Origin of the sequence: Alteromonas hispanica (assembly GCF_010500915.1) — a bacterium.
GTDB classification, from domain to species: Bacteria; Pseudomonadota; Gammaproteobacteria; order Enterobacterales; family Alteromonadaceae; genus Alteromonas; species Alteromonas hispanica.
The window spans coordinates 50,676-76,175 of the sequence record NZ_JAAAWP010000006.1 but is presented as its reverse complement, the minus strand read 5'-3'; the positions used below and the strand labels follow the sequence as shown (position 1 = coordinate 76,175).

The following is a 25,500-nucleotide window of genomic DNA, read 5'->3' as shown; positions in this document are numbered from 1 at the left end:
CACGTTCAGGCTGTTAGTTTTTTGATTTAAACCGCTTTCACTGAATAGATAAGCGCTGTTTCTGGGAAAAGCACGGGTAGTTGCATGCCATACTTCATAAGCACCTCTCCTGTAAACACCTTGCCATCTAGTTGCTGAAGAATGGAAGGGCTATACTCTTTAAGTACTTCAGGCCAAACTCGTTCAACGGTATATTTTTTCTCAGCATCTAGCCCTGCAAAATAAAAACGAGCAGGAGTAGTACGACGGGTTTCTTGCACACTGTTATATGCAAAAACACCTTCCTCTTTATTCTTCGACACATAACCAAACTTAACATTAAGGCCATCATCATCCATACGGAACAAGTCGCCGCCATGCGTGAGATGTCTAATGCGTTTGTAAAGTGAAATGGCATCGGTAAGCACTGTTTCTTCGTGCTCTGTCAGTTCACGTGGGTCCATTTCAATACCCATATGACCAAACATCGCTACTGCAGAACGAATTTCGATGGGTAAGTTTCTACCTGTAATATGGCAGTCACGCGGGCCTACATGGGCACCCATTACCTCTGATGGGAAAAAGAACGAGCAGCCACGCTGAATATACAGTCTGTCTAACGCGTCATTTGAGTCGGAAGTCCAAAAGCGGTCAGTATGAGGAAGTATGCCTAAATCAATACGTCCGCCGCCCGAGCAGCAGCTTTCTATTTCAATACCAGGGTGGGCTGCTTTAACGCGGTCGATGAGACTATAGAGAGCGGCCATTTGGCCATGCATGGCAGGCTTGCCGTGCAGGTTGCCAGGGTGATTAACGTCGCGGTTCATATCCCACTTGATGTAGCTTATTTTAGGGTAGGCGGCGAGTATGTCGGTAATCACCTTAAACAGATATTCAACAACATCGTTGTTGGTCAGGTCGAGTACATACTGATTTCTAAACGGTACGTGAGGGTTGTTTTCGCTTTGTAATGCCCATTCAGGATGATTGCGATATAGGTCGCTATCTGGGTTCACCATTTCAGGTTCAAACCAAATACCAAACTCCATTCCCAGCCCGGTTACATGGTCAATTAAACCATCCAGTCCCTCTGGATAAATTTCTTCATCTACAAACCAGTCGCCAAGGCCTGCTTTGTCATGACGCCGTCCCTTAAACCAGCCGTCGTCAAGCACAAAACGCTCAATCCCTAACGGAGCCACCTTGTCAGCAAGGGCCTTTAGGGTTGCTTCGTCGTGGTCGAAATAAATGCCTTCCCACGTGTTGTAGTGCACAGGACGAGGTTTTGATTCTGCGCTATGGTGTAAAATATTGCTGCGTATAAATTGATGAAATTGCTGTGACAGCGAGGAAAAGCCATCATTGCCATAGCCGGTGTACAAAACGGGGGTGGTATAGCTTTCACCTTTAGAAAGTACTACTTCACCGGGGAATAATAGCTCGCCAAACTGCACATAGCTTCTACCATCAGCCATAAGCTCTGCACGCAATTTGTGATTGGCTGATGCACCTAAGTGGTAGCCGTAGCATTCACCCTGCAATTCCCCTGTGCCTTGAGGGTAGGCAATTAAACCTGGGAAGGTGTCGTGGGAGGTTTTACCGCGGCGGTTTTCTCTCACGTAACTGCCAAAAAAGAGGTCGTGATCACTAGTTTGAAATTCCGCTGACCATCTACCTTCAAAGGTTTTAATTTTATTAACAGTGGTTGGAAGCGGCAGGCTTGCAGCATTTAAATAGCCAAGATGAAGCGCTGTTTGCCCCGTATTCTCAACACGCGAGCAAAAGGACGCTACGGTAGTATTGGCGTCTAAATTCACCGTTGTAATTAGTCGCATACCTCTATGCTCATCTTCACCAATAAACTCTACAGAAGCGTCGTTTTGGATAACATCAACAAGACTAAATCCTGCTGACCATTGATCTTTATCACCTGACACTTCAAGGCCTGGTTGTCCGGTCCATCCTTCACCATGAGTAGGCACCAAGCTGATAGGAGGCTCGATAACCGGTGCACACTTAGCCTCTTGACGGGTGTTTAAAATACTGAGCATTTCAGGCGTTGTGGAATCGCTTAATGGCGCGCCGTAATAGATGACTTTTGGCATACGGCCTTGGCAGTCAAAGATGAGCGTTGTGACATTGTTCTTTAATGTTACGAATGAAGAAAAAGATGACATGTAAACCTCTGCTTTAATCATGTTTAAAACATTGTTGCTGGTTATTTTCGCTCAATAGTAAAAAGAGAATAGCTTACCTATTCTCTTTGCCATTGAATTGATTAGGCCTGTTGCTTCTCGATAGCGAGGGAGAATTCACTCTTTTGACGAAATATGACTTTATTCACAATAAGTGCAAAAGAAACACAGCCTAAGAGCGTGATGAACATAAGATGGATATAGTGCAAACCAAACGGTGCATAAAAAGGCGACGCTTCAAAACTCACAAATGCATAAAACGCTACCCCAAATAACACCGCACCAATAGCGGCAAACGCATGAACATTTCTAAACAGTAAACCAACAATGAACACTGATAGAATAGGCATACTCAAAAGACCATACAGCTTTTGTACGAGGTTAATAATGCTATCGGCTTGTTGATATACAGGAATAAGTGCAAGGGAGACTAAGCACAAAAGCACCGTCACATAACCGCTTAACTTGGGCACATTAGGTGTTTTATTCACATAGCTTTCGTGAATATCGCAAACATAAAGAGCAGTAGCCGAGTTAAGGTTACTATTAAATGTGGTGAGTACTGCAGCTGCCATAGCTGCGGCGAATACGCCGGAGAGCCAATCGGGTAACACGGTGGCAACTATTCTACCGTAGGCACTGTCGCCGATGTCGCCAAACAGCTTGTATGAAACAATGCCGGGAATAACAATAATTGCCGGTACAATAACTAATCGAATTCCTGCTGCCGCAAAAACGCCTTTTTGTGCCTCTTTTAACGAAGGCGCCGCCATGGCTCTTTGAGTAATAACTTGGTTGGTACCCCAGTAAAACATCTGGATGAAAATCATACCCGTTAGCAGCGTGTGCCAAGGAATAGGCGAGTCGTCATCACCAATTAGTGTGAGACGCTCTTGGGGAATGCCATCGAAGTTATAATCAATGGCTTGTAATGCCAGAATGAGCACCACTACTGCCATAGTAAGTAACAAAACACCGGAATACGTATCTGAAACTGCTACTGCGCGAAGGCCTCCAAATATGGCGTAAAGCGCACCTACTACAACAAATATCACTGCAATATACATTAACGGCAGTTCAACATTGAACATGGATTGCATAAACAATGAGCCAGAATAAATAACCGCAGGACAAAAAATGAGTGCGCTGCCTGCAAAAAATAGAACGCTTATTACGGCTCGAATATGTTTATCGTTATAACGAAGCTCTAAAAGCTCAGTGGTGGTTGTACATTTGAATTTGTAATAAACGGGCAAGAATACTTTGGCTAAAACAAACAACCCCACAACAGCAGAAAACTCCCACAAAGCGAGTAATGCCATTTGATTACCATTCATACCAACGAGCTGGTCGGTACTTAAATTTGTGAGCGTAATACTGCCTGCAATGAAATACCAGGCTAACCCGCCGCCGGCAAGAAAAAACTCGCGATTTTGACTTTGTGAGTTTCTGTTTTGGCCGCGACAGCTAAGGTAAGTTAAAAAACCAATTAGCGCGGTAACGAAAACAAAGACAGACACTTGAATAGTGCTGGAAAACATTTACTTACTCCTAGATTTCATTACTGCTTGCTGGTCTCGAATTTCACATTATTGATAAAGCGAGAAGGAAACTTAGTGTTGTGAAGGTGGATGGTTCGATTAATTTGAAAAATCGACCCCAATATATTGAAGAGAACAGAAAGTACGCCGGTTTTGTGGAGAGACGAAAGTTCTTCAGACGTTAAGTTTTGCAATCGCTGCTCGTTTAACATTGCCAAACCGCCCACGCGTTGTTGCGTATTGTCTGAGTATTCAATGATCAAATCTGTTGGCTGAATCAGATTTAATGCTGCAATGTCATTAAGCAAAGCGGCAGTTTGCTGCATTGCGGTAACCCGCTCTTTTAACAGTTTCTGTTTATTATCTAAATAAGCCGTTGGTCGGCCACTAGATAGAAACAACGCCTCTCCTTTAGTTGTTGATACAGCGGGAGAGTCGATATCTAGAACTGTTTGAGGTGCCTCTGGATCTTTTTCAAAATTAAGCGTGAACGGCAAGGTCCGCAAGCTTAATGGAGTAAAGCGAGCAAGCCACGTCCCCTGCGTTTCAAACACATTTTCTTTTGGTGCAAAGCCGCACAGCGCAGAAATAGTCCAGCGCTGCTGATTTGCTACTTTGCTGAAAAATAGAGGGAATTCACTGGAAGCCTGAACGGCTTCTTTAATTTCCACATTGACAAGATGAAAATTGGAAAATGTTGTCGGTAGACGGCTTTCGTCTACGTAAGTGCTACTATGTTGTTCACTAGATAAAATCTGAAAATTTGGCATTTTTTATTCTCGTTAGCTCGCTAACCACTGCTCAATGTAATTTCTATGATTGGGCAAGCTGCTTAATTTTTGTTGCGTAATGAGTTGGTTTTGCTGAATAACCTTATTGGCTAAATCCCGTTGAGTGTAGAAGTGGGACTGCAAAGAGAAGTCTGGGGAGAACCCCATTCCATACAGAACATATTGATAACTGGCGGCGGGGAAAAGCTCTATTGCTGCGGAAAAGTCAGCAATTTGAGGCCCCCGATATTTCCAAATTTCCAAATCTTCTTTTAACGAGTCGGGAATAGACGCCGCGTCTCTATTCGCTAACCAATAGGGCTCAGAGCGCTGATTGAAGATGTAGTGAAGCTTTAGAAAATCGATAATGCGCTGCCAGCGATACTGCATTTGCTTATTAAAGCGCTGACTTATTATTGGCATAGCAGAAGCGGGCGTTGGCATTTGTTCGGCAATATAGCGAGCAGAAATCTCGATTAACATGAGCGCAGTGGCTTCCAGAGGTTCTACAAACCCGGCAGATAACCCCACACCAATACAGTTGCCCTTCCAAATCTGCTTTTTATAGCCGGAATCGAAGCGTATCACGCGAGGCGTTAGCTCACCTTTGTCGTCTCCTACATAACGGCGCAACAACTCTTCTGCACGTTCGTCTGTCGTAAAGTCTGTAGAGTAGACATGGCCTACGCCACGTCGAGAGGATAGCCCTATATCCCAAATCCAACCCGCTTCTTGCGCGGTGGCTTGAGTATAAGGTTTGATTTCGAAGTCACCGTTATAGGGTACGTGCAGTGCTAAAGCGGAATTGTTAAATAGCGTGTCGTTGGCAGAAACTACAGGCTCACCCAGTGCTTCGCCCAGAAGCATTGAGCGAAAACCAGAACAATCTACAAACAGATCAGCTTCTAAAATACTATTATCGTCTAGCGTAATGCTCTCAATGCATTGTTTTGAAGACGTTGCTACTTGTTCTACTGTGGCTACTTTGTGAGTGACGCCCAGTTCTTCTTTACAGAATGTTTTCAGCATATCGGCAAATGCGCCGGCGTCTAAATGATAGGCATAGTTTGATTGTGCACTACTATATTCTTCTTCATTAAGAGTACGCGGTGCCATGTTTTGTTCGCAGACATGCTGCTGAAAATTAGTGGAGTTGGCAAATTCAGAAACATTGTCGATATACGGAGCCATTTCTACGCGGCCGTAACCCAGAGGTACAGTAAACGGGTGGTAATAAAAATCGCCGTCTCCATTAACCCAATTAACAAACTTCCCACCTTGTTTAAACGCGGCAGAACATTTTCTAAATACTTCTTTTTCCGAAAGCCCGATATCTTTGAGCGTATTTCGCATGGTGGGCCAGGTTCCTTCACCTACGCCTACTGTGGGGATGTCGCTAGACTCAACCAGCGTTATATCTAATCCACATTGCCCTTTTGCTATTTTATGTTTAGCAGCAACGATGGCCGCAGTTAACCAACCAGCTGTTCCACCGCCAACAATAACGATAAGTTGTTTTGATGATGTGTTAGTTGAATTATTCATAGGAGACGATTGCCATTGTTTTACTACATTTATTCACAAACTTACTCATTTTCCAACAAGCTTGTGAATAAAAGGCAGGGTTCTCACCCTGCCAACACACACACGCTTTAGAATGAACCTCTAATACCTACCGCGTAACGAGAGCCGTTATCTTCGATAGAGTAAATTTGGTCAGGGAAACGACCCACTTGCGTTAATTCTTCTTCGGTTACGTTAATACCCTCAAAGAATACAGTGAAGTTTTCGTTGATATCGTAGCTTGCACTCACATCCCACTGTCCGTAAGTTTCAGTAGTAACAGGTTCTCCTGTTGCACCGCCTACAGATGTGTTGTCTAGCGCAAATAAGAACGACTCACGATTGTTGAATGCCACTCGCGCTTGGAAGGCATCACGCTCATAGAAAACAATTAAGTTTTGAGAGTCGCCAAGCCCGGGTAAAGCAAACGTTTGTGATGTATCGCCGCTTACCTCTGCGTCACTGTTTACAACGGTGGCATTAGCTGTGATACCAAAGCCGTTGTCCCAAACGTGCGTAAGTGCAACTTCGTAACCGTTAACCGTTGCAGTTTCACCGTTTTGTGGACGAGTTACAGTGTAAACTTCGCTTTCACCGTTCAACTCTTCCGTATCGGCCACAACATCACGGTCTGGGTTTTGTGGGTCTAGTGAAAGACCTTCAGCACAGTTCGTTTCGGCACAACGATATCCATCTACCGCACTTCTATCTGTCATTGAATATGTTTCATTGCCAGACAGTGTCACGATAAAGTTCTGAACGTCTTTACTAAAGAAAGCGAACGAGAAAACAGAGTCATCGCTGTAATACCACTCAAACGATAGATCCCAGTTTTCTGCTTCAAATGGTTGCAACGACGGGTTACCACCATTTGCTTGCAAGTTTTGTCGACGTGGTTCGCCAAAGGTTGTCGCTGGAGACATTTGCGCCATGGTGGGACGAGTAAGCGAGTCGTAGCGCGAGAAGCGCACTAACATATCTTCCTGTACTTCTAGCTTAACGTTTAGGCTAGGAAGCAGGTTAGAGTATGAGGACGTACCTGTAATATCGTCAGCTGGAGCAAATCGGTTTGCAAACAGCGTTAAATCGGTGGTGGGCACGATATCAGAAACAAAAGCTTGTACCGCAGATACAGCTACACTTGTTTCTTCATAACGTGCGCCAAAGTTCATGGTTAGTGGCATATCACCAAGGTCGTAACCAAACTCAAACTGAGCATATAGCGCCGTTACATCTTCTTCAATGTTGTAGTAGTTAGGTTGAAGCGTTGGGATAACCGGAGCGCCTTGTGACGCTAGGTAGTCTAGATAAGCATCACCATCATAGGTGTACCACGTATCAATTAACCCACTGAAATAGTTATTGGCAGTGAATGGGCGAATGTTAAGCTCGTCCACAGGCGCTGGTGTTCCGTACCCGCAAAAAGCACACTGAGATGCAAATTCTTGGAACACGTACTTTTCACGTTCTGAGCGCAGGATACCAAAGTCCGCTCTGCGAAAAACATCAGAGTCTGAGAGGTAGGTGAAGTCTGCTTTATATTCAACAACATCATCTTCAGACGCTTGAGTGTTACCCAAATCGTTATAGTGCAAACGAGTTAGTGAAATATCAGGAAGCTGGCCATTGCCGAAACCGTCGTGAATAACTGTTGGCGTGCTGCCCGTTCCATCGAAAGAGTAGTTGTTAATAATGCCAATTACGTTAAAGCGACCTTCACCCGCGATATCGTTTTCAGCAGAAGAACTTTGCACGTCAAACTCTGCAGACAATGCATCATTAATTTGCCAATCAATATTTAAGCCGAAGCCTTGACTGGTTACATCACGTACTCCGCGAGATGACGAAACGAAGTCAGAAGCTGGATTGCCACTACCTTGGTGTAAGTCTATCTCTTGGGTGAATTGAATAGCGGTACCGTTATCGGAAATTTGAGCTGAGCCCACGCGATCGGGTTCAAACCATGAAGCAAGATCGGTTACTTGCGAGTCAACTTCAAATTTAGACACGAAACCGTCTAACGTAATGGTTACGTCATCTGAAGGCGCATACTGTGCAACAAGCGACACATTTGTGCGTGTTCTATCTTGTTGATCGACAATTTGATCCCAGTTGCGAGGGAGGTATACGTTATCAGCAATGATTCCGTCGTTGCGATTTGAAAGCGTTAATCCTGGACGCCAACCGGCTGTTTGAATACGGTTTATTTGAACTTGGCGTTCTTGATGTGAAGCGGCTAGCAATAAACCAACTTTGTCGTCGGCAAAGGTGTTACTTACCAAGAAAGACGCTTGTGGAGCGGTTTCTTCAGATAGACTTTCATACATTCCTTTTACGCTGCCAACGGCCTGAAAACCGTCATAGTCAAATGGGCGCGCTGTCGTAATGTTAATCGTTGAACCAATACCACCAGACTGCAGATTGGCAACCGCACTTTTATAAATGTTTGCGCCAGTAATTTGGTCGGCAGCAAGAACGTCGAAGTTAAACGCACGACCGGCTGAGTCTGTTGCCAACTGACGTCCATTTACCAGTACCGTATTAAATTGTGGACCAAAACCACGTACAGTAACCTGCTGACCCTCACCGCCGTTACGATCGATTGAAACACCAGTGATACGCTGTAGCGACTCTGCCACATTCAAATCTGGAAATTTACCTAGGTCTTCTGCGGCAATACCGTCTGACACAGCAAGGTTTTCTTTCTTGTTGGCCATGGCGCGCTTTAAGCTGCTAACGATGCCGCGAACTTCAATAATTTCAACAGGTGCATCGTTTACATTTTGCGTCTCAGAATCTTGCGATAATGCAACGGGCGAGTGCAGCGCAGATGCAACGGCAACACCTAGTAGGGTGCGTCTGGCAACTGGTCCGTATTGTGATGTGCTTTTTTTATGTATCACTGTGTTTTCTCCGTGGGTAGGCTACGTTTAACGTATTTTTCACTCAAATTACGTCTAGATGTGCGCCTTTCAAGCTTTTTAACATTACTTTTACACATTGAGTGTTATATTTTTCTAATTTTAATTTTGTAACATTATGAAAAATATACGCTAATTCTAAAAAGGTAAAAGGTGAAACGTTTACCTTGTTTTCAATACTAGCACAAAAAGACAATGTAATTACAATGTTATAAAAACTTTTTTTGCATAAAAAAAGAGCATTTTATTACAACGTCTTATTAACATTTGGAAAAATAAAGAGTTTTAGTTGCACCGAATGCGGTCTACAGCTTCTTTCCATCCGCCGTAAGCTTGATCACGCTCTGCTTTTGACAATCGAGGAGTGAACACTCTATCGCTTGTCCAACAATGAGTAAGCTCATCAATAGATGAAAAAATACCGTGTTGAAGACCGGCTAGAAATGCTGCACCAAGCGCCGTAGTTTCAGTAACGTCAGGCCTTTCTACTTCTGCGCCTAATATGTCTGACAAAAAGCCCATAACCCAATCATTTTGCGACATACCGCCGTCTACACGGATGTTTGTTGGCCTTGCACCATCGCTTTCCATTGCCTTTTGAAGGTCTTTGGTTTGATAACAAACCGATTGCAATCCGGCTGCTACAATTTCGCTTATACCAGTGTCTCTTGTGAGTCCTAAGATAGCGCCACGTGCATCGGGATCCCAGTACGGAGCACCTAAACCAGTAAAGGCAGGAACTAAAAATACACCGTTATCTTGTCTTGCTCGTTGTGCTAATGCTTCTGATTCTGCCGCATCACCGATGAGTTTTAGGCCGTCTCGCAACCACTGAACAGTGGCTCCGGCCATAAAAATACTGCCCTCTAGTGCATAGGTGGTTTCGCCGTTAATTCTGTATCCCACAGTGGTCAGTAATCTGTTTTTAGACTGAAGTGGCTTGCTGCCTGTATTCAAGATCATGAAGCAACCAGTCCCATAAGTACTTTTTGCCATGCCTTTTTCAAAACAGGCTTGCCCCACAAGTGCTGCTTGTTGGTCGCCTGCTACGCCTTCAATAGGTATGGCACACCCTATAATACTTGCATCAATAACACCGTAGTCATCGGCACAATCCATCACAGTGGGCAGCATATTTGCAGGGATATTAAACTGTTTAAGCAAACGCTCATCCCACTGTTGCTCATTTATATCAAAAAGCATAGTGCGAGAGGCATTAGTGGCATCTGTCTTGTGCGACTTGCCGTTGGTTAATCGCCAGATAAGATAGCTATCTACAGTACCAAACAGTAGCTCTCCATTTTCGGCTTGCTGTCTAGCGCCATCCACATTGTCTAAAATCCATGCTACTTTTGTTGCTGAAAAATAGGGGTCAAGAAGAAGCCCTGTAGAGGTGTTAATGTAGGAAACAAACTCTTCATCTTTGCTGAGTTCTCGACATTGTTGAGCTGTTCTCCTGTCTTGCCATACAATTGCAGGATAGACAGTTTTACCTGTATTCTTGTTCCATACCAACGTCGTTTCACGTTGGTTAGTGATACCAATTGACGCTATGTCGGAGGGCGCTAACGAACATTTGTTGAAAACTTCTTTGAGAGTAAAGAGAACGCTTTCCCAGATTTCCTCTGGATCGTGTTCTACCCAACCGTCTTTCGGGTATTTCTGAGAAAACTCTTGTTGAGCAACGGCGACTATTTTGCCATTAGGTGAAAAGATAATGCTTCTAGAACTTGTTGTGCCTTGATCGATGGCAAGAATATGTTGGCTCATGCTGTCACCTCTACAATATTATTTTCATAGAGTTTGCATCATTTACACCTATTTAACAATGCCGTATTTTCGAAAACGAACATTTGAATGTTCGAACGAACGTGTGCACTTGCGTCATTTGCAAGTATACTGTTAGCGTAATTGTTCTGAGTTAACACCTAGCGCTAACAAGGCTGAATGGTCACCAAGGTAAGAAATGAATCAAACGCAACGACATGAAAAAATAATAGCCCTTATAAAGCAGCATGGCTTCATGTCGATTGATGATCTGGTGTCTACCTGTGACGTCACTCCACAAACGATTCGACGAGATTTAAACCAGCTTGCGAATACTGGCGTTATAAGCCGTTACCATGGTGGCGCTGGCTTAAACCGAAGTTGGGAAAATACGCCTTACCAAGAACGTAAAACGCAAAACAGCGATGTTAAAGAGAAAATCGCTAACGCAGTGGCCGCTATGATCCCCGACGGCGCATCTTTGTTTATCAATATAGGCACCACAACAGAGCTAATTGCAACTAAGCTACTTAACCACAGTAATTTGCATGTGGTAACGAACAATATTCACGTGGCGACCATCTTGTCAGCAAAAGAAGATTTCTCGGTAATTATTGCGGCCGGTGAAGTACGTTACAGAGATGGCGGTATTATTGGCGAGGCAACGTGTGACTTTATCAGCCAGTTCAGAATGGATTATGGCATCATTGGTATCAGCGGTATCAGTGCCGACGGCGCGCTTCTCGATTTTGATTTTCGTGAGGTAAAGGTTTCTCAAGCCATACTAGAGCATACACAACACGTTATTTTAGCTGCCGACTACAGCAAGTTTGAACGGCGCGCTATGGTAGAGCAGGGCCACATTTCGCAAGTAGACTGCCTGGTATGCGACCAACCACCCCCTGCATCAATTAAAAAAATCATCAAAGAAAACAATATCAAGTTTGTTCAAGCTTAGGCACATCAAAGCCTGCTACCCTCTTGCCCCTTTTATTCATAACTTGCACCTCTAAATGCATTACTGCGGCAGCTCGCCACACATATACTGTTAATTAGCATTTATAAATATAAGTGCCATTAGATTTGGTGATTTGTATCTTAAAATTTGTTTTTTAATTTTCGTTTATGTTCGTTTTTGTTGACATGAGTTCTTTTTGGTTGTCAAATAACCAAATAAATAGTGTGTCACTAAGGGGCAGATAATGGATAAAAGTATGCAAGATAACAGCGTAGTTGATGTGCTTGTTGTTGGAGGCGGTGTTAACGGCGTTGGCGTGGCTTTAGATGCGGCAGGGCGAGGGTTATCTGTCACCTTGTGTGAGAAGGGCGATCTGGCTGGTGCAACATCATCGTCTAGCAGTAAGCTTATCCATGGCGGCCTCAGATATTTAGAGCATTACGAATTTCGACTCGTTAAAGAGGCACTGGCCGAGCGTGAGGTATTGCTTCAAAAAGCCCCACATATTATGTGGCCATTGCGTTTTCGCTTACCTCACCAAAAGCATTTGCGTCCAGCTTGGATGATAAGAATTGGGCTATTCCTCTACGACTCGCTGGCCAAGCGGAATATGCTGCCTCGTTCAAAAAGGGTAAAAACCTCCAGTGAAAGTCCATTAGCTACCGACATTTCAACCTGCTTTGAGTATTCAGATGGCTGGGTTGATGATGCGCGCTTAGTTGTTCTTAATGCATTAGCAGCAAAAGACCAGGGTGCTACTATCCGCACCAGAACAGAGTGCATAAGCGCTGAGAAAGAAGCTGCATTGTGGAAGGTGACTTTACGTGACCATAAAGGTAAAACGTTTACAGTAAAGGCGAAATCTATTGTCAATGCCGCGGGGCCATGGGCTGTTTCATTCCTTGATAGATTGGTGGATGTGAAAAATCCAAATGCTATGCGCATGGTAAAAGGCAGCCATTTTGTTGTTCCAAAACTCTATGACACCGATGAAGCTTATATTTTACAAAATAAAGATGGTCGCATTGTTTTTGTTATTCCTTACGAAGACGACTTCAGCTTAGTGGGTACAACGGATGAAGACTTCCAAGGAGACCCTCTAGATGCTGCTATCTCTGATGATGAAACTCGTTATCTTATAGACGTAGTAAACACTTATTTTAAAACCAAGATAAGCACAGAAGATATCGTGCACAGTTATAGTGGTGTAAGACCGTTACTAGAAGAAAAGAATGCCTCGGCACAAGAGCTCACAAGAGACTACAAAGTAGAGCTTAAGGGTGAAGTAGGAGAGCCAGTCTTACTCAACATCTTTGGCGGGAAAATTACTACTTACAGAAAGCTGGCAGAACATGCTGTAGACAAGCTTGTGTCATGTTTTCCGCGAGCAAAAAAGGCATGGACAAGGGAAGCTCCGCTTCCCGGAGGTGCATTTTCTGATAAGGCGTCATTGTCAGCCGAGTTAAAAAGCAGCTATCCGTGGTTACCAGAAAGCGTTATTCAGCGCTATGTGCGCCAGTACGGTTTGCTTTGCCATAAATTTTTAAGCGGCGCGTCAGGTTTGAATGATTTAGGGCAAGATTTTGGAGCCCAGTTATTTGAAGCAGAAATAGACTATTTGATAGAGCACGAATGGGCGCTAACAATTGAAGACGTTTTGTGGCGCAGAACTAAGCACGGTTTACGCTTGAATGATATTCAAAAAGAATCTCTGTCTAATTACATAGAATACAAAGTAAAGGCGATTAAGCAACTTGTTGATATAAGAGCAACTGCATAACGGTGTCATGCAGCGCTTTATCTTTTTGAAAAAGCGGCCGATAATCTCAAAGAGTGTGCATCATTAGCTTGCGCATCTTTGATGACTATTGGACAACAAAAATGACAGAAAAAGAAAATAGTTCACAATCAACCGCACTGAAAATATTCATAGTTTTGATTTTCATCGGTGTCCTCGGTTTTTTTATAAATAACCTTTACACCGGAGACTCTGATACCACGGTCGTGGCCTTTTCAAAGCATGCAGAGAAGTTTGAACGCCATGTCATATCTTCGCATTATCAGTGGCAAGTGCGACAAAAGCCCAGCATGATCATGCTTATTCACTATAATGACAGTGGAAGGGAAGTGAATAGAAAGCCGGTGAGAATGAATCACTACGGTTGGCCCAACGCGCAAGAAAGCGACGAAGGCTGTGCAAAAGTCTGGACGTCGTTAATCGGAAGCCCTCTACGAGTGGACGGGTTCAATGTTAAGGCACGGTTTTACTCAACGGGTACTGACACTAACGATGGCGATTTTGATAGCCGAAGTTTTTGGTGCCGATACAGTATAAGTAAAGGTGTAGAATTTGATTACTTTCCAGCTATTGGCGAAGTAACCCCACCTAGACTTTAGGATAAAGTTAATAAGCGCATCTATTTGTTTTAAAGAGCCGATTTATCACTAAACTTTAATACCACGGGCATCAGGCACCTCTGCCAAGAGTTTGCAAGTGCTACAGTAAAATGCCGATGAAAAGGATGCGGTGAATCTTTGCTACACTCCACTTTCTTCTGCTATTTCATATTAACAGTGTGATTTTTGAGAAATTTGGTTATTTGCATAAGTTTTGACCTTCATTTCTCACCTTTGCAGTACGTTGCATAAATAGAGGTTGCAAAAAATGAAGTTATTTTAACCGTAAACATAGGCATTGCTTGCCCAAAATTGCCCTCATTGTTAAAGTGTGCGAAATAACAATCGACTTCACGTTAAAGCGTCGCCATCTCACCCTTGCAAATACGCGTTAACATAAAAACAGGAATACACTCTTCATGTTTAAAAAGCTTCGAGGCATGTTCTCTAACGATCTGTCCATCGACCTCGGAACAGCTAATACGCTGATTTACGTTAAAGACCAAGGCATAGTTCTTAATGAGCCTTCTGTTGTCGCTATTCGACAAGAACGCGCTGCCGGCCCCAAAAGCGTGGCCGCGGTTGGTGCAGAGGCGAAACGCATGCTTGGTCGTACACCAGGTAACATTCGTGCCATTCGCCCTATGAAAGACGGCGTAATTGCTGATTTCTACGTGACCGAAAAAATGCTTCAGCATTTCATCAAACAAGTTCACGACAACAACTTTATGCGCCCTAGTCCACGAGTACTCGTGTGTGTGCCATGTGGCTCTACACAAGTAGAAAGACGTGCAATTAAAGAGTCGGCGCTAGGTGCTGGCGCCCGAGAGGTATACTTAATTGATGAGCCTATGGCGGCGGCCATTGGTGCAGGACTTCCTGTATCTGAAGCACAAGGCTCAATGGTTGTTGATATTGGTGGTGGTACTACAGAAGTCGCTATCATTTCACTTAATGGCGTAGTTTATTCTTCTTCTGTGCGCATTGGTGGCGACAAGTTTGATGAAGCGATCATTAACTATGTACGTCGAAACTTCGGTTCACTAATCGGTGAGGCTACAGCTGAGCGTATTAAACACGAAATAGGCGCTGCTTACCCGGGCGAAGAAGTTCGCGAAATTGAAGTTCGCGGACGCAACTTGGCAGAGGGTGTACCACGCGGATTTACGCTTAATTCAAACGAGATACTCGAAGCGCTACAAGAGCCGTTAACCGGTATTGTATCAGCAGTAATGGTAGCACTAGAGCAATCCCCGCCAGAGTTAGCGTCAGATATATCTGAGCGCGGTATGGTGTTAACGGGTGGTGGTGCACTACTTAAAGATCTCGACAGATTGCTGATGGAAGAAACAGGTATTCCGGTAGTGATTGCCGATGACCCTCTTACATGTGTAGCACGCGGCGGTGGTAAGGCTTTCGACATGATTGACCTTCACGGCGGCGACTTGTTTAGCTACGAGTAAACAGGTAAGGCAACCTTGAGGTTGCCTTCTTTGTATCATGGATACTATATTCACTCGCGGTCCCTCATTAAATAACCGGCTAGCTCTGGCTTTAGTGCTTTCTGTGCTATTAATTTTTGTCGATCACAAGCTAGAGGGGTTTAAATCTACCCGAGTTTACTTAAATTCTTTCATGAGTCCTATTCAGTACCTGGCCAATTTGCCAGGCGTTATATTGAGCGAGAGCGCCCAACGTCTCGCTTCCAAAGAGCGGTTACTGGAAGAAAACCAAACTATGTCAAATCAGCTGTTGTTGATGAGCCAGAAACTTCAGCAATTTGATGTGCTTGCAAAAGAAAACGAACAGCTTCGCTTACTGTTAGACGCTCCGGTGCGAAAAGAGTCGCGCAAAATGGTAGCTGAACTGATGGCGGTGGATAAAAACCCGTATAGCCAGCAAGTACTCATTAATAAAGGCGCAATCGACGGTGTTTATTTGTCTCAACCCGTTATTGATGACTCAGGAATTGTGGGTCAAATTATGGAAGTGGGCTCCACAAACAGTCGCGTTTTACTTTTAGCCGATGTAACCCATGCTATACCCGTACGCTCGCTGCGAAACGATATTCGCTTTATCGCAACAGGAAGCGGCTCTTTGAACGAGTTATATGTAGAGCATGTGCCGCATAGTGTAGATATTCAAGAGGGCGATGTTCTTATTTCCTCCGGCTTAGGCAGTGTGTTCCCAGAAGGTTATCCCGTCGCCCGGGTGAAACAGGTAGTTCGAGATGAAAGTCGTCCTTTTTCACGAGTTATTGTTACCCCAACTGCAAGTTTAGACAGGCTGCGCCACCTGCTGCTTTTGTGGCATGAAAGTGACGAGTCGCAGGACTCCAAAACCCAGGATCCTAAAACGCTGGCTCCTAAAACGCTGAACCCAAAAACATTAGACGACGCCACTGAAGAGCAAGCGCCAGAAGATAAAGATTCAAAAGATATAGACCAAGAAGAGTCAGAAAATGCGTAAACGCAACCTCATCATTTGGGGCAGCATCATAATTGCACTGGTATTGCAGATTGTACCCTTACCTATTCAAGCCGATGTATACCGTCCAGACTGGGTATTGGTAGTATTGGCGTATTGGAGTATGGCACTGCCAAGCAGAGTGAATGTTGGTGTTGCTTTTATTACCGGCGTGGCAATGGATATTTTGGTTGGCACCACACTTGGCATTCACAGTCTTGGCTTAAGCGTTTCAATCTATATTCTTGCGGCAAACTATCAGCGTTTAAGAAATTATTCCGTATGGCAACAGGCCATTATCATTGGCCTCTTATCTTCGCTTTACCACCTGGTTACGTTTTGGGTTCAGCACATTCTCACTGACATTTACTTTCAGATTGATTATTTGTGGCCAGTAATTGCGTCTATGGTGATATGGCCATGGGTCTTTTGGTTGCTGCGCCGCACGCGAAGACAGTTTTCCATTATGTAATAAGGCTTTGTCTGCCGATAATTTTTTATGCCGATAATTGCGCAGAACATCGTTCTTAAAAATACTGCACTTTCGTAAGTGATTAATAAGGTTTTGCCAATGCATTCTCATCTCATTCTTGCCTCTGCATCGCCAAGGCGCACCGCTTTGTTAAATCAAATGAAGGTTGCTCACACTGTCTTGCCAGCTGATATTGATGAAACGCCAAAACCTAACGAATCTCCATACGATTTAGTTGCCAGACTGGCCAGCGAGAAAGCGCAGGCCGTCATGTCTAAAGTAAACGCCAGTTCAGAACCGGCCACTTCTAACGTTGTGTTAGCCAGCGATACGCTTATAGCTTTTAATGGCGCAAGCGTTGGTAAGCCTGTAGATAGAGAGGATGCTATACGCATATTATCTATGCTGTCGGGGCAAACTCACGAAGTGTTAACAGCAATTAGTGCAATGTCTGAATTGAAACAGATAACGCGAACTGTAACTACATCAGTCACATTCGCAACGCTGACTAAACAGCAAATTATTGCGTACTGGGAAACAGGGGAGCCGCAAGATAAAGCCGGTAGTTATGCTATTCAAGGCATAGGTGGCGAATTCGTCGTTTCTATTAACGGCAGTCCAAGTTCTGTAGTAGGATTACCTCTGTATGAAACCCGTCAATTGCTCAATGAATTTGGAGTTGCGAAGTGAGTGCCGAGCTACTAATTAACGTTACACCCTCTGAGTCACGAGTTGCTCTCATTGAAAATGGTATTTTGCAGGAAATACACGTTGAACGACACACGAAAAAGGGGCTGGTAGGCAATATATATCGTGGCAAAGTGAGTCGAGTCTTACCCGGTATGCAGGCGGCATTTGTAGATATTGGACTAGAAAAAGCTGCATTTCTTCATGCCTCAGACATTGTTATTCACAATGAAATAGCCGAAGAGGTTTTGGCAAGTCATATACAAAAACAAGATATTCGAGAGCTTGTAAGAGACGGGCAGGATATTGTTGTTCAAGTGGTTAAAGATCCCATTGGCACCAAAGGAGCCCGCTTAACTACCGATATCACTATTCCCAGTCGTTACCTTGTGTTTATGCCATCTGTTACCCATGTAGGGGTGTCTCAGCGTATCGAAGAAGAAGCCGAGCGCGAGCGACTAAAAACCTTAGTTCAAGAGTTTTGCGATGAAAACGGCGGTTTCATACTGAGAACAGCTGCAGAGGGTGTGGGCAAAAACGAGTTGCAGCAAGATGCAGCGTTTTTACGCAGGCTTTGGGACAAAATTCAATCTCGTATGAAAAAGCGTAAATCCAATGTGCTTTACGAGGATTTGCCTTTAGCACGACGGGTGCTTCGAGATTTCGTTGGCACTGAGCTTGATAGAATACGCATTGACTCGAAGCTGTCGTTCCAAGAGTTGTTTCAGTTTACCAAAGAATACGTTCCTGAAATGAATGAAAAGCTGGAATATTATACCGGCGATAGGCCTATTTTCGACTTGTATGATGTTGAAAATGAGGCGCAGCGAGCTTTAGAGCGCCGCGTAGATTTAAAGTCGGGTGGTTATTTGATTATCGATCAGACCGAGGCAATGACCACTATAGATATTAATACAGGGGCATTTGTTGGTCATCGCAATTTAGAAGAAACCATCTTTAACACCAATACAGAGGCCACGCAGGCAATTTCGCGTCAGCTAAGATTACGCAACCTTGGCGGTATGATCCTTATCGACTTCATCGATATGATGGAACCTGATCACAAAAGGCGTGTCTTACACTCATTAGAGGTGGCGACAAGTAAGGATAGAGCCAAGATCAATATTCACGGGTTTACCGCGTTAGGGCTTATTGAAATGACCCGCAAGCGCACTCGCGAAAGTATTGAACACATATTGTGCGGTGAGTGCCCGGTGTGTAAAGGGCGTGGAACCGTTAAAACAATAGAGACTATTTGTTTTGAGATTATGCGTGAAATTGTGCGTGTAAATCGCGCGTATGACGCTGATAAATTTGTAGTTTACGCGTCCCCCAAAGTGGCTGAGGCTCTGATGGGAGAAGAGTCTCATATGTTGGCCGAGTTAGAAGTGTTTGTATCGAAACAAATTAAAGTGCAAACCGAAACATTGTACAACCAGGACAAGTACGACGTCGTTATGATGTAACGCATTAACGTTAAGAAAGGCATAGTGTGACAAAATTTTCGTCGGCAGCTGCGTACTTATTAAAGAAGTTCTGGCTGCTGCTTGCTGTATTACTTGTTCTTTTTGCGCTGATACTGAGCGCTGCAAGGTACGCCTTGCCCCACATTGAACACAATAAGTACCTGCTGGAAGACTACATAAACCAGCAATACGGCGTAAACTTATCCATTGACAGTGTGCATGCTGTTTGGGAGCGAAGCGGCCCGAGCATTGTCTTAAACTCCGTGTCTTTAGCGAAAGATGAGGCGTCTCCTGTTGCCCTCGATATTCGACAAATTTATGTAGAACTCGATTTTTGGCAATCTCTTCGCCAGCAGCTAATCTCATCCCCTCGATTCGAATTACGAGGTCTGCAGCTTGATATTGATGCAGATCGAGTGTCTGGCAGCAGCAAGAATAACTTTCCTGTTATAACCGCATTAGAACGCCTGTTTTTAGAGCAGTTGCAAAGCTTTTCTTTAGAAGATGGCACTATTTCGCTTACCCGAAATGGCGATACAAACAGCTTTGATGTTACCACTTTATCGTGGAATAACTTTGAAGAACGCCATCAAGGGTTAGGACGCATAAAAGTCGATGGGGTATCAGCAAACTCAGCGTCCTTTGTTATCGATATTCAGGGCACGAAAGATGAGTTTGAGGGCGTGTTCTACGCCAAAGCTGAAGACTTAGATATATCTCCATGGGTAAGTGACCTTATTAAAACCAAACGCCCACTGGCACAAAGTAGGGCAAACCTAGAAATATGGACCCGCTTTAGTGAAAGTGCGGTTAACTCTGTACAGGCAGAGTTAAACAACAGTCTGCTGCAATGGGGCGATGAACAGATTAAAACCGTCACAGGCATTACGGGGGGGAGTCTACAAGCATTGCCAACAACGGATGGATGGAATATTCGCGTTGACCAACTTAAGCTCAACTCGAGTAATGCGACTCTGACCACTGATGTTATCGGTACTATTTCGAATAACGGCAATGCCGTTTTCAATACGATAAAACCTGTCGAAATTAATCCATTTTTACTTCTGCTTCCGCTCTTTCTTGATGATACCAGTGAAGATGAAATTAGAGCTCTTGATCCCAAGGGAGAGCTGGCTACCTTACAATTACAATGGCAGCACGGGTCGCCCGCACTAGCGGCGAAAGTGCTCGACCTAAAGTGGTCACAAACGGATGCTATTCCTGGGTTGTCGTCTTTAGATGCCGATATATTTTGGTACAAGCACAACGGCGCTGTGTTTTTAGAGTCCAGTGACAGCGAGCTTTCAAGTAAGGGAATTATCAAAAAAGATGTCCATGTAAATAATATTACAGCGGATATCTACGTTTATCCTCTCCAAAGCAATGAGAAAAGCTCCGACAATAGCAGCGAAGAAATCAGTACTCTGCAAGCGCAAAGACAGCGAAAAGCAGAGCCACGTCGATGGGGAATTAGCAGCGACAATATCATAATAGATACAGATAGCGTCTCCTTAACGTCTGCATTCAACTTCGACCTGTCCTCTGGTCATTTGTCTTTGTTCACCGACGTTGACCCACTGCCGCTCGCTGGTGTGAGCGATCTTTTCCCTGCGCCTGTCATGAGCGACAATCTAGACAACTACCTCACCAGAGCGTTTGTCGGTGGAGGTGAGATAGAAGCGGCACGAGTACTGTGGTTTGGGAAAATTAATGAATACCCGTTCACAGAACAACAGGGAATTTTTCAAGCCTCTGTAGACATCAGTAAGAGTGACTTCCTATTTTCATCGAAATGGCCAGCACTCAGTGAGCTCGATTTATCCCTTCGCTTTATTAATAAAGGCTTATTCATGACAAGCTCTTCTGCAGAGCTTGAGGGTGTAAAAGTGCGCAATATGTCGGCAGCTATTCCCACATTTAAACGGGATGCTGTTCTCACTATTGATGCGGCAGGTGATGGGGCAGGGGAGAGTTTAACGAGTCTAATGATGGCATCTTCTATCAAAGACTCGTTAGGAAAAGTATTAGAGCAGGATGTACAGGTTGCCGGGCCACTATCTGCCGATATCCACCTACATATTCCGTTAAACGGTGAGCAAGTGAGAGCTACCGGCACCGCTGCGCTAGCAGAAAATACCGTATACATCCCAAAAACTAACATGCGTTTTGAGCGTACAAAAGGCAACATAGCTTTCGACAACGGCAATATAGATGCAAAAGAACTTTCAGCACAGTTTCTAAATCAAGCGGTGACGATTGATATTCACGGGCAGCAAAAAGAAGAATATTTGCTTAATGTCGGCCTAGCGGGGCGTTGGCATGTTCACCCTCTTGCAAACTACGTGAATACTGAGTTGACCGACTACGTAGACGGCGAGACTCAATGGCAAACTAATGTAGATTTGATCCTGGGGAAAGACACTTTTTCTTATACTGCCGATTTAAATGCTGACTTAACGGCAACTCAAAGTGTGTTACCTGAACCTTTCAACACAGCCGCTGGAACAAGTCTCCCGCTAAATATTCAAAGCAGTGGCAACCTTACGGCGTCAAACGTTAACGCAACATTGGGGGAAGACATTCGTTTTACCGGTACGTTACCACATAAAGAAATGCAGTTTTCTCGCGCTCACTTAGCGCTTGGTGAGAGTGATATAGCCAACATCGGAACCGGCTTTAGTATTGCTGCAAACCTTGATAACGCCAATGTAAAAGAGTGGTTTACAACTATCTCAATGTTGACTTCGGGCAATCAGCAGCAAGTCAGTAGCAGTGAGGAACTCTCATCTAGCAAAGCCGCTAACGCTTCTTCATCCTCTTCTGAGCCTACTAAAAACGGACTATTTGGTACGCCTTCACGCATTTTTGCCAAAGCAAGTGAGTTAACGTTTGCTGGGCATGCCATTAACGACGTTCAAATAAATGCACAGGAGCGCAACAACAATTGGCTGCTCGATATTGGCTCGGCCGCAGCGAGGGGAACCATACTCGTTAATGGCAATTTAGCGCAGCAGGGCATAGAGATAAACGCAGACTATCTAAACTTAATAAAGCCTGAGGCCATAGAGCTAGAAGTAAACGAGACCAACATTAATGTACTCGCCGATTTTAATGCCAAACAGTCTGACGATCCGTTTGAACTTGATCCTCGTTCTCTTCCTCCAGTGTATTTTCGCTGCGAAAGCTGCATATTCCACGGTATTGATTTAGGGAATATTACCCTAGATATCGTAAAAACAGACAGTGGGCTTAAAGCGAGGCAGCTTGTCATCCGCTCTCCCGAGGCAACCATTACGGCAAAGGGTGATTGGGAATACAAAGACGGTGCGTCAATAAGTCGTATCGAAGGAAATCTTTTGGCACCAGATGTAGGGCAAATGCTTAAAGAGTACAAAATCGAGTCGGGTATTAAAGACTCCGAAGCCGATGTCGCATTTAATATTCAATGGCCAAACTCTCCCATGGACTTACAACTCAATAAACTTCAGGGAGACGTTGAGTGGTCATTGTCAGATGGGTATCTTACCGAATTAAGCGATCAAGGCTCGCGCATCTTCACACTGTTTAGTTTAAATTCATTAGTGAGAAAATTAAGCTTAGACTTTAGGGACGTATTTGCGAAAGGCTTCTTTTATGATGATATGGGAGGCACGCTAACTATTGTCGATGGCAAAGCGTATACCGATGACACTGAAATAGACGGAGGCGCTGGCGAGATAGAAATAATGGGTTTTACAGACTTAGGCACGGGAGATCTTAACTACAATGTATCTTTTGCTCCTAATGTGACAGGTAACTTACCATTTTTGGTGTATTTTTTAGCTACTCCGCCTACCGCTCTTGCCGCCATCGCTATAGATCAGGTTTTGACATCGGCAAAGGTTATTTCAAATGTAAATTACCGTGTTTCAGGCACTATAAGCGAACCACAGTTTGAAGAGGTTGAACGAAACAGCAAAGATATTAGCCTACCTGCGCAAAACGTTCCCGTGCAAAAAGATCCCCTCGATAGGCCGCTTACGGAAGACGATGTCCGCAGGATAAAAATGGAGGTTATTGATGGTTAATTTAGTCGCACTACAAATGACATCTACCCCCGATGTTAATGAAAATTTAGCCGCAGTCTCTGACGCAATGGCAGACGCTAGCATCGCACCAGATAGCCTTGTTGTGTTGCCAGAATGTTTTGCTTGTTTTGGTGGGAAGGATAAAGGCCAGCTTGCTATTGCCGAAGAAAAGGGTAAAGGGCCAATTCAAGCCCACCTCTCGCAATTAGCGAAAGACTATCAATGCTACATCATTTCTGGCACTTTCCCTTTACAGACAGAAAGCGCTGATATGTTTTCTGCAGCATGCATGTTGTTTGCCCCGAATGGAGAGTGTTTGGCCGACTATCGCAAAATTCATATGTTCGATGTCTCGGTAAACGATGCAACAGGAAGCTACAAAGAGTCACGCTTTACACAAGCGGGAAACGAGGTGATAACGGTTAGCACACCAATTGGCAACATTGGCCTTGCGGTATGTTATGATATTCGCTTTCCAGGGTTATTTACCGCAATGGGCGATATTGATGTATTGGTATTGCCCGCAGCGTTTACGCAAAAAACTGGTGAAGCCCACTGGCATGCACTGTTAAAGGCCAGAGCTATTGAAAAGCAATGCTTTGTAGTCGCCGCAGGGCAAACGGGCACGCATGCCAATGGGCGTGAAACCTTTGGGCATAGCATTGTTATCTCTCCTTGGGGAGAAACATTGGCAGAGCTAGCGACAGAGAAAGGCGTAGTAAAAGCCAGCGTAGATATTGCGCAACGAGAAACCATCAAACAAAATATGCCCGTTGCCGAACACAACCGATTCAGGAGTCACTTTGTCTAAATCTGTAGAGCGCCATTTATTATCAGACTCAGGGCTTGATATTGCTAAGCTTGAGAGTGCATTAGCCACAATCCATCGTCACGACACCGACTATGCCGACTTATATTTCCAGTCTAGTCAGCATGAAAGCTGGGTGCTTGAAGATGGCATTATCAAAGAAGGCAGTTACAACATTGAGCGCGGTGTTGGCGTAAGGGCTATAAGCGGTGAGAAAACCGGTTTTGCCTATTCTGATGAAATCAGCGAGGACGCACTATTAAAAGCGTGTAAAGCGGCCCGCGGAATTGCCCCAAGTGGCGGTACTCTGAAGGTGTCTGCGCTGGGCGAAAAAGCCCTTAACCCGCGCTACAGCGATAACAATCCGATCCTTGCTATGCAAGACGCAGAAAAAATATCTCTTCTTCGTTCAGTAGACGCATACATCCGCAAGCAAGAGCCATCTGTTAATCAGGTGGTGGTGAGTATTAGCGGTGTGTACGAAGAAATATTGGTTGCTGGAAGCGACGGTACTCTTGCAACGGATATACGCCCTTTGGTAAGGCTAAATTGCTCTGTATTGTTAGAAAGTGGAGAGCGCCGAGAGCGTGGTTCCGCTGGCGCGGGCGGCCGTTATGCCTATGCATTTTTTCAATCAGACGACAACGGCAAGCCTTTGTATGAAACGCTTGCCGACGACGCCTTGCACATGGCCCGAGTAAATATGCAAGCTGTAGCGGCGCCTGCTGGAGCTATGCCAGTAGTTCTTGGTAACGGCTGGCCCGGTGTACTGCTGCACGAGGCTGTGGGACATGGCTTAGAGGGTGACTTCAACCGCAAAGGTGCTTCTACTTTTAGTGGCCGTATAGGCGAGCGTGTTGCCGCAAAAGGTGTGACCGTTGTAGATGACGGTACCTTAAGTGATCGCCGTGGCTCGCTATCGGTAGACGATGAGGGTACGGCTACTCAGCATAACGTGTTAATTGAAGACGGTATTTTAAAAGGCTATATGCAAGACAAGCATAACGCGAAATTAATGGGCGTAGCACCTACTGGCAATGGCAGAAGAGAGTCTTATGCGCATTTGCCTATGCCAAGAATGACAAATACCTACATGCTTGAAGGGCAACACGATCCGCAAGAAATCATAGCTTCTATCGAAAGGGGCATTTATGCGCCTAACTTTGCGGGTGGTCAAGTAGACATTACTTCGGGTAAATTTGTGTTCTCAAGTGCAGAAGCTTATCTCATTGAAAATGGCAAGATTACAGCGCCTGTGAAAGGGGCAACCCTTATCGGCAACGGGCCAGAGGTTATGCAAAAGATATCAATGATTGGCAACGATGTCGCCTTAGATAAAGGCATTGGCGTTTGCGGCAAAGACGGTCAGAGTGTACCGGTTGGCGTGGGTCAACCAACGCTTAAAATTGATGAGCTCACCGTGGGCGGAACAGCTTAGCTGTA

The 25,500-nt window shown here is 44.6% G+C and carries 17 protein-coding genes; 11 read left to right on the top strand and 6 right to left on the bottom strand.

What is annotated here, in order from left to right; translation table 11 throughout:
- Positions 1-26: 26 nt before the first annotated feature.
- The 6 genes from GTW09_RS10785 to glpK form a co-directional block, all read right to left on the bottom strand.
- Complete coding sequence (locus GTW09_RS10785; RefSeq protein ID WP_163111891.1) at positions 27-2,156, bottom strand: alpha-galactosidase; 2,130 nt, start codon at positions 2,154-2,156, stop codon at positions 27-29.
- Between the two features lie 101 nt (positions 2,157-2,257).
- The gene (locus tag GTW09_RS10780) at positions 2,258-3,715 is read right to left on the bottom strand and encodes an SLC5 family protein (RefSeq protein ID WP_100970751.1); all 1,458 of its coding nucleotides are present in this window, start codon (positions 3,713-3,715) and stop codon (positions 2,258-2,260) included.
- Positions 3,716-3,735: 20 nt separating this feature from the next.
- Positions 3,736-4,485, bottom strand: coding sequence for a SapC family protein (locus GTW09_RS10775; protein WP_071978320.1), 750 nt, complete (start codon positions 4,483-4,485; stop codon positions 3,736-3,738).
- 12 nt (positions 4,486-4,497) lie between these two features.
- Positions 4,498-6,030, bottom strand: coding sequence for a tryptophan halogenase family protein (locus GTW09_RS10770; protein WP_163111890.1), 1,533 nt, complete (start codon positions 6,028-6,030; stop codon positions 4,498-4,500).
- 107 nt (positions 6,031-6,137) lie between these two features.
- Entirely contained in the window at positions 6,138-8,951 is a 2,814-nt protein-coding gene (locus GTW09_RS10765; protein WP_420809551.1) for a TonB-dependent receptor, read from the bottom strand.
- Positions 8,952-9,254: 303 nt separating this feature from the next.
- Positions 9,255-10,739, bottom strand: coding sequence for a glycerol kinase GlpK (glpK, locus tag GTW09_RS10760; protein WP_163111889.1), 1,485 nt, complete (start codon positions 10,737-10,739; stop codon positions 9,255-9,257).
- Between the two features lie 196 nt (positions 10,740-10,935).
- Here glpK and GTW09_RS10755 point away from each other — a divergent pair, with 196 nt between their 5' ends.
- From GTW09_RS10755 to tldD, 11 genes are all read left to right on the top strand, one after another.
- On the top strand, positions 10,936-11,694 hold the full coding sequence (locus tag GTW09_RS10755) for a DeoR/GlpR family transcriptional regulator (protein WP_071978323.1): 759 nt from the start codon (positions 10,936-10,938) through the stop codon (positions 11,692-11,694).
- A gap of 244 nt (positions 11,695-11,938) precedes the next feature.
- Positions 11,939-13,474 carry a glycerol-3-phosphate dehydrogenase gene (gene glpD / locus GTW09_RS10750; RefSeq protein WP_163111888.1) on the top strand — a complete coding sequence of 512 codons (1,536 nt, stop codon included), beginning with the start codon at positions 11,939-11,941 and terminating at the stop codon, positions 13,472-13,474.
- Positions 13,475-13,575: 101 nt separating this feature from the next.
- The gene (locus tag GTW09_RS10745; protein ID WP_163111887.1) at positions 13,576-14,091 is read left to right on the top strand and encodes a hypothetical protein; all 516 of its coding nucleotides are present in this window, start codon (positions 13,576-13,578) and stop codon (positions 14,089-14,091) included.
- Positions 14,092-14,510: 419 nt separating this feature from the next.
- Entirely contained in the window at positions 14,511-15,554 is a 1,044-nt protein-coding gene (locus GTW09_RS10740) for a rod shape-determining protein (protein ID WP_032094811.1), read from the top strand.
- A gap of 37 nt (positions 15,555-15,591) precedes the next feature.
- The gene (gene mreC, locus GTW09_RS10735; protein WP_163111886.1) at positions 15,592-16,560 is read left to right on the top strand and encodes a rod shape-determining protein MreC; all 969 of its coding nucleotides are present in this window, start codon (positions 15,592-15,594) and stop codon (positions 16,558-16,560) included.
- A complete protein-coding gene (gene mreD, locus GTW09_RS10730; RefSeq protein WP_071978327.1) occupies positions 16,553-17,029 on the top strand; it encodes a rod shape-determining protein MreD in 477 nt (158 codons plus the stop codon). Before mreC ends, mreD begins: the two co-directional genes overlap by 8 nt.
- A 99-nt stretch (positions 17,030-17,128) precedes the next feature.
- A complete protein-coding gene (locus tag GTW09_RS10725; protein ID WP_163111885.1) occupies positions 17,129-17,719 on the top strand; it encodes a Maf family protein in 591 nt (196 codons plus the stop codon).
- Positions 17,716-19,182 carry a ribonuclease G gene (rng, locus tag GTW09_RS10720; RefSeq protein WP_163111884.1) on the top strand — a complete coding sequence of 489 codons (1,467 nt, stop codon included), beginning with the start codon at positions 17,716-17,718 and terminating at the stop codon, positions 19,180-19,182. Before GTW09_RS10725 ends, rng begins: the two co-directional genes overlap by 4 nt.
- A 26-nt stretch (positions 19,183-19,208) precedes the next feature.
- Positions 19,209-23,249 (top strand): YhdP family protein, encoded by a 4,041-nt coding sequence (locus tag GTW09_RS10715; RefSeq protein ID WP_163111883.1) that lies wholly within the window; start codon positions 19,209-19,211, stop codon positions 23,247-23,249.
- Positions 23,242-24,060 (top strand): carbon-nitrogen hydrolase family protein, encoded by an 819-nt coding sequence (locus GTW09_RS10710; RefSeq protein ID WP_071978331.1) that lies wholly within the window; start codon positions 23,242-23,244, stop codon positions 24,058-24,060. The genes GTW09_RS10715 and GTW09_RS10710 overlap by 8 nt, the downstream gene beginning before the upstream one ends.
- On the top strand, positions 24,053-25,495 hold the full coding sequence (gene tldD, locus GTW09_RS10705) for a metalloprotease TldD (protein ID WP_163111882.1): 1,443 nt from the start codon (positions 24,053-24,055) through the stop codon (positions 25,493-25,495). The genes GTW09_RS10710 and tldD overlap by 8 nt, the downstream gene beginning before the upstream one ends.
- Positions 25,496-25,500: the final 5 nt, after the last annotated feature.

Excerpts from the sequence above, each read along its gene's own strand:
- GTW09_RS10780 (WP_100970751.1), bottom strand. The coding sequence starts at position 3,715 with ATGTTTTCCAGCACTATTCAAGTGTCTGTCTTTGTTTTCGTTACCGCG.
- GTW09_RS10775 (WP_071978320.1), bottom strand. The coding sequence starts at position 4,485 with ATGCCAAATTTTCAGATTTTATCTAGTGAACAACATAGTAGCACTTAC.
- GTW09_RS10710 (WP_071978331.1), top strand. The coding sequence starts at position 23,242 with ATGGTTAATTTAGTCGCACTACAAATGACATCTACCCCCGATGTTAAT.
- GTW09_RS10770 (WP_163111890.1), bottom strand. The coding sequence starts at position 6,030 with ATGAATAATTCAACTAACACATCATCAAAACAACTTATCGTTATTGTT.
- GTW09_RS10755 (WP_071978323.1), top strand. The coding sequence starts at position 10,936 with ATGAATCAAACGCAACGACATGAAAAAATAATAGCCCTTATAAAGCAG.
- GTW09_RS10785 (WP_163111891.1), bottom strand. The coding sequence starts at position 2,156 with ATGTCATCTTTTTCTTCATTCGTAACATTAAAGAACAATGTCACAACG.
- GTW09_RS10745 (WP_163111887.1), top strand. The coding sequence starts at position 13,576 with ATGACAGAAAAAGAAAATAGTTCACAATCAACCGCACTGAAAATATTC.
- GTW09_RS10740 (WP_032094811.1), top strand. The coding sequence starts at position 14,511 with ATGTTTAAAAAGCTTCGAGGCATGTTCTCTAACGATCTGTCCATCGAC.
- mreC (WP_163111886.1), top strand. The coding sequence starts at position 15,592 with ATGGATACTATATTCACTCGCGGTCCCTCATTAAATAACCGGCTAGCT.
- glpD (WP_163111888.1), top strand. The coding sequence starts at position 11,939 with ATGGATAAAAGTATGCAAGATAACAGCGTAGTTGATGTGCTTGTTGTT.
- mreD (WP_071978327.1), top strand. The coding sequence starts at position 16,553 with ATGCGTAAACGCAACCTCATCATTTGGGGCAGCATCATAATTGCACTG.
- GTW09_RS10725 (WP_163111885.1), top strand. The coding sequence starts at position 17,129 with ATGCATTCTCATCTCATTCTTGCCTCTGCATCGCCAAGGCGCACCGCT.
- glpK (WP_163111889.1), bottom strand. The coding sequence starts at position 10,739 with ATGAGCCAACATATTCTTGCCATCGATCAAGGCACAACAAGTTCTAGA.